This window comes from Streptomyces sp. NPDC002513 (genome assembly GCF_053595355.1).
Window position 1 is genome coordinate 13,898 of sequence record NZ_JBSFXK010000020.1, and the last position, 10,546, is coordinate 24,443.

The following is a 10,546-nucleotide window of genomic DNA, read 5'->3' on the forward strand; positions in this document are numbered from 1 at the left end:
TCACCCGTCGATTCCGGGCTTCTGGCCGACCGTCTCGCGCATGGCCCGCAGGGACTCCTTGAGGGAGCCCATGGTGGCGAGCACGGCAGTGGGCTCATAGCCGCAGTGCGCCATGCAGTTGGCGCAGCGCGGGTCCTTGCCGCGGCCGTACTTGTCCCAGTCGGTCTCCTCGATCAGCTCCCGGTACGTCGGCACATATCCGTCGCTCATCAGGTAGCAGGGCCGCTGCCAGCCGAACAGCGAGTAGTTCGGAATCGCCCAGGCCGTGCAGGGGAAGTCGACCTTGCCCTCGAGGAAATCGAGGAACAGCGGCGAGTGGTTGAGCCGCCAGCGGCGCCGGTTGCCGCCCGAGAACGCCTTCTTGAACAGCTCGCGGGTCTGCTCCACACCCAGGAAGTGCTCCTGGTCGGGCGCCTTCTCGTAGGCGTAGGCGGGCGAGATCATCATCTCGTCCACCTTCAGGTCGTCATTGAGGAAGTTGAGCACCTCGATGATGGTCTGCGGGGTGTCGGTGTTGAAGAAGGTCGAGTTGGTGGTGACCCGGAAGCCACGCCGCTTGGCCTCCTTGATGGCCTCCACCGCCTCGTCGAACACGCCCTCCTTGGCCACGGACTCGTCGTGCCGCTCGCGCAGGCCGTCGATGTGCACCGCGAACGCGAAGTACGGCGAAGGCGTGAACTTGTCCATCTTCTTGCGCAGCAACATGGCGTTGGTGCACAGGAAGACGAACTTCTTGTGGGCCACCAGCTGCCGCACGATCTCGTCGATCTGGGGGTGCATCAATGGTTCGCCACCGGCGATCGACACCATCGGCGCACCGGACTCCAGTACCGCACCCACCGCCTGGGCCACCGGCATGCGCTGCTTGAGCACTCCCGCCGGGTGCTGGATCTTGCCGCAGCCCTCGCACTTGAGATTGCAGGCGAAGAGGGGTTCAAGCTCGACGATGAGCGGGAACTTGTCCCGCTTACGCAGCTTCTGTTCGGCGAGATAGGTCGCCACCTTGATGGACTGGCGCAGCGGCATGGCCATCTGGCTCACCTCCGGGGGAGCAGCAAGGATCGGTGCCATTCAAAAAATGCTGGAAGGACGGCACGAAGTACGCGGAAAGCAGATATTCCACCGCGCAAGGTGCCGATCCGGACGAGTTCATGTTCTGGAGCGTCCACGACCACCCGGACGGCCGCAACCGGGCGGGCGCCCGTGTGCACGGCGCTGTGAAGCGTGGCCGCCGACTCCATGTCGACCGCGATCGCCCCGCTTGCGAGCAGTTCCGTACGCTCCTGACCTCGGACGACATGGTCCGAGCCGGTGAGCGGTCCGGCGTGGACCACGCGCCCCGGGAGGCGGCGCGCAAGCTCCTTGACGAGCAGGTCGGGGCGCACGCACGTGGTGGTACCGCGCGGGTCCCGGGTCTCCTCGGCGACGACCAGGTCACCGGGGTGCATACCGGGGGCCAGGCCCGCGCAGAAGCCCGTGGCGAGGACGGCCGCGCCGGCCTGGGCCGGGGCGGCGAGCGCCCGGGTGACCGAGCGTTCCGCCGCCCGGGGTCCCATACCCGTACGGAGTAGTGTGACGCGCCCGTCGGCGCCGGTACGGTCGCCGCTGCGCAGGGCGAGGTGCTCGATGCCGAGCGCGCAGGCGATCAGCAGCGGGGCCGTGTCGGACTTCTGGCTCATCTGCTCCCCTTGGCCACGGCGAACGGCTCGCCGTGGACGTAGCGGCCGAGCGCGGTGAGCGGGAAGACCTGCCGGTAGAGGTGGTAGTTGATGGAGAAGTCCCAGGGGAAGCCGGTGCCGGTGAAGTACGGCTCGTCCCAGGAGCCGTCCTCGTTCTGGGTCCGGGCGAGGAACTCGATGCCGCGTTCCGTCGCCCTGCTCTCCGCCTCCCCCGCGGCCAGCAGCGCGAGCAGCGCCCATGCCGTCTGCGAGGCGGTGGAGGCGCCCCGGCCGCTCCACTCCTTGGCGTTGTCGTAGGAGCGCAGATCCTCGCCCCAGCCGCCGTCGTCGTTCTGCACGCGCTCCAGCCAGGTCACCGCTCTGCGGATCGCCGGGTGTGCCGCGGGCAGACCGGCGGCCGCCAGCGCGGGCACCACCGAGCCGGTGCCGTAGACGTAGTTGACGCCCCAGCGGCCGAACCACGAGCCGTCCGGCTCCTGTTCGGCCAGCAGCCACTCGATGCCGCGGCGGGTGCGCGGGTCGTGGGAGAGGCCCTCGACCGCGAGCATCTCCACGACGTGCGCGGTGACATCGGCCGACGGCGGGTCGATGACCTCGCCGAAGTCGCAGAACGGCATCCGGTTGGGGAACGGGCTGGTGTTGTCGACGTCGAAGGCGCCCCACGCGCCGTTCTTCGACTGCATGCCGAGGTTCCAGCGCACCCCGCGCTCGATGGCGCGGTCGAGCCGCTCCGGATCGGGGTGGCTGACCCGGCGCAGCGCGAGGACGACCTCGGCGGTGTCGTCGATGTCCGGGTAGTTGTCGTTGTGGAACTCGAACGCCCAGCCGCCCGGCGGGAGTTCCGGGCGCTGAACCGACCAGTCGCCCGGCCGGCCGATCTGCTCGGCGAGCATCCAGTCCGCGGCCTTCACCAGCTGCGGATGGTCGGCGGGCACGCCCGCGTCGGCGAGCGCGATGGTCGCGAGGCAGGTGTCCCACACCGGGGACTGGCACGCCTCGATCATCCGGGAGCCGTCCTCGCGCCACACCGCGAAACGGTCCAGCGAGGCGAGACCCTCGCGCATCACGGGGTGCTGGAGGTCGTAGCCGAGCAGGTGCAGGGCGATGACCGAGTACACCGCGGGCGGCTGGATCCCGCCCCAGCAGCCGTCGTTCTCCTGCCGCTCGATGATCCAGCGGCCGGCGGCGTTCATGGCGGCCCTGCGCAGCCGGCGCGGGGCGACCTTGCGGAACTGGTGCAGCGCCTTGTCGAGCCGCTGGAAGACGCCGTCCCAGCTCACCAGGGGAGCAAGGCCCCGGGCCGGATTGGGGTCGTCGGGGTCGGTGTGCAGTTCGTCCAGCGGGAACGGCGCGGGCCGCACCGGGCGTTTCGCGGAGACGATGGTGAGCGGCACGATCGTCTGGCGGGCCCAGCACCCGAAGTCGTAGATGTTGAGGGGCATCCACTTGGGGAAGTAGATGAGTTCCGGCGGCAGTTCCGGCAGGTCCTCCCACTTCCACCAGCCGAAGAGGGCGAGCCAGATCCGGGTGAAGACGCGGGCGGCGGCGATGCCGCCCCGCTCGCGGACCCACGCGGCGGCCTTCGCCATGTGGGGCTCGTCCGGCGCGTCCCCCGCCAGCCGCAGGGCTACGTACGCCTCGATGGTGGCGGACAGTTCCCCGGATCCGCCGTAGAAGGTGGCCCAGGTGCCGTCCTCACGCTGCTCGCCGCGGATGAACAGGGCGGTGGCGTGAGTGGTCCGCTCATCGGAGATACTGAGGAACTGACGGAGCAGCAGGTCCTCGGCATCCATCGTGACGTTCGTCTCGAGGTCGCCCTTCCACCAGCCCTCCGGGTCCTGCTGCGTGAGCAGGAGGTCTGTCGCGCGCCGCATGGCGCGCTCGGCGGTGTCTCGGGTTCCGACCGTCCCGGCCGCCTCCGGGAGCGGTACGTCGGTTTCGCTGGCCGAGGCAGCGCGGGGCAGGGCCCCGGTGCTTCCGTCGGTCGTCGCTGTCATGGCATCCCCTTCGTGCAGTCGTGCAAATCGTGCTGCGTGGGTCCGCCGTCGGCCGGTGGTCTGCGCAGTGAGAGTCCCCTCGTTCATGGGGTTCCCCCCGCTCGGACGAAGCCGAGAGTCGGGGGAAACGCGAGTGTGAGGGGAGGTACCGGCCGGCGACTACGCGAGCTGTGTTCGACCGATACTGATCATCTCTTTCGTACGACGACGAAGTCGGCGAGCGCCGTGAACTGCGCGCGCACCTCCGGGGGCATCCGGACCGAGGCCAGCGCCTCGACCGCGATCGTGTGCTGGCGGCGTGCCTCCTGGGCGGTCCAGTCGCGACCGCCCGCCTCCTCGATGAGCGCGGCGCGCGCGGCGAACTCCTCCTCGGAGAAGTTCTCGAAGTCGCTGCTCTTGGCGTCCTCCGCGAGCAGCCGGCCGAGCCGCTCGGAGGCGGGGCCGCCGGCCGCCAGCGCTGCCACGACCGGCAGGGACTTCTTGCGCTGCCGCAGATCGCTCCAGGTCTGCTTTCCGGTGGCCTCCGGGTCGCCCCAGATGCCGAGGAGGTCGTCGACGGCCTGGAAGGCGAGGCCGAGGTGATAGCCGTACTTCTCCAGGGTGTCGGCGGTCGCGTCGTCGGCGCCGCCGAGGACCGCGCCGATGGAGGAGGCGCAGGCGAGCAGGGCGCCGGTCTTGTTGCCCTCCATCTCCAGACACTCCTCGACGCTGACGCGTTCGCGGTGCTCGTAGGAGATGTCCTGCGCCTGACCGTCGATCAGGGCGCGGGTGGCCGTGGTCAGACGCCGGGCGGCGCGTCCCGCCTCCACGGTGCCCAGCTCCAGCAGCACCTCGTTGGCGAGGGCGAACAGCGCGTCGCCGACGAGGATGGCCTGCGCGGGGCCGTGCACCTTCCATACGGTGTCGCGGTGGCGGCGCTGTTCGTCGCCGTCCATCAAGTCGTCGTGCAGCAGCGAGAAGTTGTGCACCAGCTCCACCGCGACCGCACCGGGCACGCCGACTTCGAACGCCTGGCCCGCGGCCTGCGCGGAGAGCAGGGCGAGAGCGGGACGCACGGCCTTGCCGCCGTCGCCGTCCGCGGGGTTGCCCTCGACGTCGATCCAGCCGAAGTGGTAGGCGGCGACGGTGTCCATCGGCGATGCCAGGCGGTCCACTGCCTCCCGCAGCACCGGGGTGGCCAGGCTCCGGCAGCGCTCCAGAAGCGCGGACACGTCCACCGCGGTCTCTCGAGCGGCCGTCTCGGCCGGGGGCACAGTGGGCACAGTCTCTCCTCTTGTTGCGATACCGGGGATGCGGGAACCGGTTCCGTGTGCAGGGACGCTCATGGTCATGCGGCCTCCTCGAAGAGGTCGGGGAGGTGAGCGCCGGACCGGCCCAGGGCGCCCAGTGCGGCGCCCGCCGCACTGACACCGCTGCGGACCGCACTCTCCATGGTCGCGGGCCACCCGGTGGCGGTCCACGCTCCGGCCAGATAGAGGCCGGGGGCTTTGGTGCGGGCGCCGGGCCGCAGCCGCCCGACGCCGGGGCTGGGGGCGAACGTGGCCGTGCGCTCCCGGGTCACGAAGAAGTCCTTCACCCCGGCGCCGCGGGCTGCGGGCAACAGCCGCTCGAGTTCCGGGAGATAGCGCTCGCGCAGCACCGACACCGGCTCGTCGATCTCGCCCTGGGCCACCGACTGGGACACCGCGAGGTACTGGCCCTCCCGCAGCCCGGAGGCCTCGGTGCGATCGAAGACCCACTGCACCGGGGAGCCGAGCGCCGCGAAGAAGGGGCTCCCGAGCACCTTGCGGTCGTAGACGACGTGGACGTTGAGGATCGGCGCCGTGCCGATCTCCAGCAGCCTTTCGGGAGCGTCGAGGGCTCCGGCGGGCAGGAGGTCGTGCGCCTCGCGCTGCGGCACGGCGAGGACCACCGCATCGGTCTCGATGCGCTCGCCGGGAACTTGAACGCTCCAGCCGCCGTTCTCGTTACGGGAGATGGAGGTGACACGTGTACGGATCTCGGTACGCACGCCCACGGAGTCGAGCGCCCTGCGGGCCAGCCGGTCGTGCAGTTCGCCCAGCGGGACGCGTGCCCAGCCGATGTCGGCAGCTCCCGGGTCGGACAGCAGACCCGTCTTGAACACCATCGCGGCGAGCCCGAGCGAGGTATCACCGGCCACCGCGTTGAGGGTGGCGACCCCGACCAGGTCCCACAGTGCCTCGACGGCACGCGCCGACTGACCGTGCGCGGCCAGCCAGCTGCCGAAGTCCTGCGCGTCGAGGGCGGGATCCGCGAGGTCCAGTGCTCGGAGCGCCAGTGCGGCACGCCCGACTCTGGCACGCTCGAGGAGCGAGAGATGGGGGTAGGTGGCCAGGCTGCGCCCGAGGTGCAGGGGTACGGGCAGCGCGTCGCGCCGTAGTCGGCCGAGCCGTCGTCCCGGGGTGCCGCCGGCGTCGAGAACGGGCACGTCGAGACGATCCTGCACAGGAGCCAGCGCGGACGCGTCGATGCGGTCGAGGAACCAGCGATAGGCGGTGCAGCAGCGCAGATAGACATGCTGGCCGTTGTCGACGGTCAGCTCGCCCCGGTGGAACGAGAAGGCGAGACCGCCCAGCCGCGGCCGTCCCTCCAGCAAGGTGACCCGCACTCCGGTGTCGGCGAGCGCCAGCGCGGCCGTGATCCCGGCGAGTCCCCCGCCGACCACCACGGCGGACGCGCCCGAGGCGGACGGCGCCCCGCGGTGGCCCGGGATGTCCGCGGGCGGGCCCTCCGGCTGTGTGCCGTCGCTCATCGTGCTTCCTCCCCAGCCGGTCCGCCGTGCTGCTTGAACGATGCATGGCCGACCGTCGCAGTCAGGGACGCCGCGCCGCGCCGGAGGGTTGCCTGGCGCCTTTCGCCGGTGGACTCACCGTGGCGGGAACCGCCCATCAGCCGCGCCTCCTGACGGTGCGCCGGGAGACGTTCCGGGTGTCGAGACCCGAGAGTCCGCGCACGGCGACGTACGCCTTCTCGTGTCCCGGCAGCGAGACCCGGCCGCGCAGCACGGCCTCGGGCTCGCGCTCGATGCGGTCGAGGAGCCGGCGGTAGATCCCGGCCATGGCCGCGACGCAGGCGCCGCTGCGCCGGTCGAGCATGGGCAGCAGCCGGTAACCCTCGGCGAAGAGCGCACGGGCCCGGCGCACTTCGAAGTGCACGAGGCCGGCGAAGTCGGAGCCTTCGGGCGGGATCGGTCCGGAGAAGCCGGCCGAGCAGCCGAACTTGGCGAGGTCGTCGGCGGGGAGGTAGACGCGTCCGCCCTCGGCGTCCTCACGGATGTCCCGGAGGATGTTGGTGAGTTGCAGCGCGAGGCCGAGCGTGTCGGCATACTCCGGCGCCCGCTCGGCGCCACGCGCCCCCGGTTCCGTACCGAACACGCCGAGGGAGAGACGTCCGATGGCCCCGGCCACACAGCGGCAGTAGACCTTGAGGTCGTCCCAGGTCTCGTAGGTCTCGCCGCGCACGTCCATGAGGACGCCGTCGATGAGTTCATCGAGACCGCCGAGCGGGATCGGGAAGTGCGCGGCGGCGTGGGTGAGGGCGACGGCGACCGGGTCGGTGTCGTCCTCGGCCACCTTTCCGTCCCGGATGCGGTCCAGCAGCGCCCGGGTCTCGTCCAGCCGTGCGCTCTTGACGTCGTCCGCCAGCGCGCCGTCGCCGATGTCGTCGACCCGCCGGGAGAACGCGTAGAGCGCCGACATCGCGCGGCGCTTGGGCGTCGGCAGCAGCCGGATGCCGTAGGCGAAGTTCCGGGCCTGCTGCCCGGTCACGGCCTCGCAGTAGCTGTACGCGGCGAGTACCGGCGGGGACACGTGCTGTTCCGACTCCACAGTCCGGATCACCCCTCTCCTCGCAAAATTACGCCCACCTCGCGCAGCAACCGCAGCTTGCCGGGCTTGCGCGGGCGGGACAGTACGTCGTAATCAGCGGCGGCGATCGCGCCGACCGCCGCCCTTCCTCCCGCCACGAAGCCTGCGAGCAGCAATCTCAGCCTGCCGTGCACGCTACCCACGAGGGGGCCGCCTTCATTCAAAAGATCGCATACGCGCTCCGCCTCGTGCGCGACAAGTGCACGCACAGACGCGCTCGTGGCACTTCTCGCGAGATCCGACTCCTGGACGTGAAAGCGCTTCATGTCCGCGGCAGGCAGATAGATCCGGTCGCGGCCCAGATCCTCGGCGACATCCTGGAGGTGCTCGACGATCTGCAGAGCCGTGCAGACCGCGTCGGAGCGGCGGACGCGCTCGGGGGTGGAGGTTCCGGTGACGGCCAGAACGAGCCGGCCGACCGGGTTGGCGGACAGTTCGCAGTAGGCGAGGAGGTCGTCGTACGTCTCGTACCGCTTGACGAGCTGGTCCTGGCGGTTGGCGGCGATCAGGCCGAGGAACGGCTCGGGGGTGAGGCCGGCGCGCCGGACCGTGACCTGGAGGCGGCGCAGCAGAGGATGACGTGGTGTCGAGCCGAAGACCCGGTGCAGATCGGCCTCGAAGGCGTCCAGGAGGGCGAGGCGGTCCTCGGCATCCTCGGGCGACACGCCGAGGAGGCGTGCGTCGGCGCCGCCGGGGGCGAGGTCGCCGTCGCCGATGTCGTCGACGAGACGCCCGAAGCCGTAGACAGCCATCAGGTCGCCGCGCCAGGCCCGGGGCAGAAAGAACGGTGCCACGGGGAAGTTCTCACCCGCGGCCTTGTCGAGGGTGGCGCGCTCGTGGGCGCCGGTGCGCATCGTCCCAGCTTCGGTCACCGCTCGCCGCCCGGCGCGGAGACGGCACATGCCTCGCGGAGCTGGAGACTTTCCGTAGCCATTGCCGTCACATCTCCCGTTCTACACTGCCGACCCAATACATCTTATTTCGGACACGCCGCCCGGCCGTCCACGCGGCACGGCAGGTAGGGGGTGGTAGGGCATTATCGCCCCAGTTGCCGCGAATCAGCACCGGTACAGCTTACGTTGTACAACTAAAGGAGCTCCGGCGGGGTGTCTCGCAGATCACAACAACACACCGATTGGTGTCAAGATTCCTAAGGCCGAACAGAGTTGGCCTTCCTTTTACAGTCGTGAGGCCCGGCCGGAGCGTTCCGGCCGGGCCCTCGGTCACGGGGGATTACTTGCCCGTGAACTTCTCGTACTCCCTGAGGACCTCTTCGGTCGGGCCGTCCATCCGCAGCTCACCACGCTCCAGCCACAGGACGCGGTCGCAGGTGTCACGGATCGACTTGTTGTTGTGACTGACCAGAAACACCGTGCCCGCTTCCTTGCGCAGCTCCCGGATGCGGTCCTCGGAGCGCTTCTGGAACTTGCGGTCACCGGTGGCCAGGGCCTCGTCGATCATGAGGACGTCGTGGTCCTTGGCGGCCGCGATGGAGAAGCGCAGCCGCGCCGCCATGCCGGAGGAGTAGGTGCGCATCGGCAGCGTGATGAAGTCACCCTTCTCGTTGATGCCGGAGAAGTCGACGATCTCCTGGTAGCGGGCCTTGATCTGCTCGCGGGACATGCCCATCGCGAGACCGCCCAGGATGACGTTGCGCTCGCCCGTCAGGTCGTTCATGAGGGCCGCGTTCACACCGAGCAGCGAGGGCTGGCCGTCGGTGTAGACCTTGCCCCGCTCGGCGGGCAGCAGTCCGGCGATGGCACGCAGCAGGGTGGACTTGCCGGAGCCGTTCGACCCGATCAGCCCGATGGCCTCGCCGCGGTAGGCGGCGAATGACACGCCCCTGACCGCGTGCACCTTGCGCACGCCGCGCGCCGTGTCGTCCGAGCCCCGCCTGAGGATGCGGCTGAGCGCGGCGGTCGCGCTGCCCTTGCCGGTCTTGGCGCCGTTGACACGGTAGACGATGTGCAGATCGTCCGCGATGACGGTGGGGATCTTGGCCCCGGTGTTCTGCTCAGCCACGGCCGTACCGCTCCTCCGCCTTCCAGAAATACACGAACCCGCCGGCGAAGACGACCAGCGCCCAGAACAGCGCGATGGCCCAGACGTGCGGCGGGAGGTTCTCGGCACCGTAGTCCTTGATGAGCGCGAAGCGCATCAGGTCCATGAAGACGGCGGCCGGGTTCACCTGCAACGCGCGGACCACCCATTCGGGGCGGCCGACGAGCATGTTGTGGATGGAGAACATGACGCCCGACATGTACATCCAGGTGCGCAGGATGAACGGCATCAGCTGGGCGAGGTCCGGGGTCCGGGCGCCCAGCCGCGCCACGATCAGCGCCAGCCCCGTGTTGAAGAGGAACTGCAGCAGCAGGATCGGGACGATCAGCAGCCAGGACAGGCTCGGGTAGCTGCCGAATCCCACGGCCACGGCGAACAGCACGATCATCGAGAAGAGCAGCTGCTGGAGCTGCTGGAGCGCGAACGAGACGGGCAGCGCGGCACGTGGGAAGTGCAGGGCGCGCACCAGGCCCAGATTGCCGGAGATCGCCCGGACTCCGGCCATGATCGAGCTCTGGGTGAAGGTGAAGACGAAGACGCCGGTCACCAGGAAGGGGATGTACGTGCCGTGCGACATCCCCCGGCTGGCCTTCAGGATCAGCCCGAAGATCAGGTAGTACACGAACGCGTTCAGCAGTGGGGTGGCGACCTGCCACAGCTGGCCGAGCTTGGCCTGGCTGTACTGGGCGGTGAGCTTCGCCGAGGAGAAGGCGAGGATGAAGTGGCGCCGTCCCCACAGCTGGCGGACGTAACTGACGAGCCCGGGCCGGGCACCGCTCACCGAGAGCCCGTACCTCGCGGCCAGGTCGGCCGCGCTCAGTCCGTCGTCGGACGACGGGCGGTCGCTCACCGCGACACCGCCGTCATACGTTGTCTCACTCACAGATTGGCAAACTCTCCGTTTTCGAAACACGCGGCCTGC

General features: G+C 69.9%; 10 protein-coding genes. All 10 read right to left on the reverse strand.

The window, feature by feature from the left end; genetic code table 11:
- Positions 1 to 1,032: an adenosyl-hopene transferase HpnH gene (gene hpnH / locus ACWD5Q_RS15925; RefSeq protein ID WP_451427658.1), complete on the reverse strand. Its 1,032-nt coding sequence runs from the start codon at positions 1,030 to 1,032 to the stop codon at positions 1 to 3.
- Between the two features lie 5 nt (positions 1,033 to 1,037).
- Positions 1,038 to 1,679 carry a phosphorylase family protein gene (locus tag ACWD5Q_RS15930; protein ID WP_451427582.1) on the reverse strand — a complete coding sequence of 214 codons (642 nt, stop codon included), beginning with the start codon at positions 1,677 to 1,679 and terminating at the stop codon, positions 1,038 to 1,040.
- Positions 1,676 to 3,676, reverse strand: coding sequence for a squalene--hopene cyclase (gene shc / locus ACWD5Q_RS15935; protein ID WP_451427583.1), 2,001 nt, complete (start codon positions 3,674 to 3,676; stop codon positions 1,676 to 1,678). Before shc ends, ACWD5Q_RS15930 begins: the two co-directional genes overlap by 4 nt.
- Positions 3,677 to 3,864: 188 nt before the next feature.
- Positions 3,865 to 5,001 (reverse strand): polyprenyl synthetase family protein, encoded by a 1,137-nt coding sequence (locus ACWD5Q_RS15940; RefSeq protein WP_451427584.1) that lies wholly within the window; start codon positions 4,999 to 5,001, stop codon positions 3,865 to 3,867.
- A 2-nt stretch (positions 5,002 to 5,003) separates the two neighbouring features.
- Positions 5,004 to 6,449, reverse strand: coding sequence for a hydroxysqualene dehydroxylase HpnE (gene hpnE / locus ACWD5Q_RS15945; protein ID WP_451427585.1), 1,446 nt, complete (start codon positions 6,447 to 6,449; stop codon positions 5,004 to 5,006).
- Positions 6,446 to 6,586 (reverse strand): DUF6380 family protein, encoded by a 141-nt coding sequence (locus ACWD5Q_RS15950; protein WP_451427586.1) that lies wholly within the window; start codon positions 6,584 to 6,586, stop codon positions 6,446 to 6,448. The genes hpnE and ACWD5Q_RS15950 overlap by 4 nt, the downstream gene beginning before the upstream one ends.
- On the reverse strand, positions 6,586 to 7,536 hold the full coding sequence (hpnD, locus tag ACWD5Q_RS15955) for a presqualene diphosphate synthase HpnD (protein WP_451427587.1): 951 nt from the start codon (positions 7,534 to 7,536) through the stop codon (positions 6,586 to 6,588). Before hpnD ends, ACWD5Q_RS15950 begins: the two co-directional genes overlap by 1 nt.
- The gene (hpnC, locus tag ACWD5Q_RS15960) at positions 7,533 to 8,417 is read right to left on the reverse strand and encodes a squalene synthase HpnC (protein ID WP_451427588.1); all 885 of its coding nucleotides are present in this window, start codon (positions 8,415 to 8,417) and stop codon (positions 7,533 to 7,535) included. Before hpnC ends, hpnD begins: the two co-directional genes overlap by 4 nt.
- Before the next feature lie 379 nt (positions 8,418 to 8,796).
- Positions 8,797 to 9,585, reverse strand: a complete 789-nt coding sequence (locus ACWD5Q_RS15965) for an ABC transporter ATP-binding protein (protein ID WP_451427589.1) — start codon at positions 9,583 to 9,585, stop codon at positions 8,797 to 8,799.
- The gene (locus ACWD5Q_RS15970; RefSeq protein ID WP_451427590.1) at positions 9,578 to 10,507 is read right to left on the reverse strand and encodes an ABC transporter permease; all 930 of its coding nucleotides are present in this window, start codon (positions 10,505 to 10,507) and stop codon (positions 9,578 to 9,580) included. Before ACWD5Q_RS15970 ends, ACWD5Q_RS15965 begins: the two co-directional genes overlap by 8 nt.
- Positions 10,508 to 10,546 lie beyond the last annotated feature (39 nt).

What these genes read in the sequence shown, in the direction of transcription:
- hpnH (WP_451427658.1), bottom strand. Translation starts at nt 1,032, where the DNA reads ATGGCCATGCCGCTGCGCCAGTCCATCAAGGTGGCGACCTATCTCGCC.
- ACWD5Q_RS15930 (WP_451427582.1), bottom strand. Translation starts at nt 1,679, where the DNA reads ATGAGCCAGAAGTCCGACACGGCCCCGCTGCTGATCGCCTGCGCGCTC.
- shc (WP_451427583.1), bottom strand. Translation starts at nt 3,676, where the DNA reads ATGACAGCGACGACCGACGGAAGCACCGGGGCCCTGCCCCGCGCTGCC.
- ACWD5Q_RS15940 (WP_451427584.1), bottom strand. Translation starts at nt 5,001, where the DNA reads ATGAGCGTCCCTGCACACGGAACCGGTTCCCGCATCCCCGGTATCGCA.
- hpnE (WP_451427585.1), bottom strand. Translation starts at nt 6,449, where the DNA reads ATGAGCGACGGCACACAGCCGGAGGGCCCGCCCGCGGACATCCCGGGC.
- ACWD5Q_RS15950 (WP_451427586.1), bottom strand. Translation starts at nt 6,586, where the DNA reads ATGGGCGGTTCCCGCCACGGTGAGTCCACCGGCGAAAGGCGCCAGGCA.
- hpnC (WP_451427588.1), bottom strand. Translation starts at nt 8,417, where the DNA reads ATGCGCACCGGCGCCCACGAGCGCGCCACCCTCGACAAGGCCGCGGGT.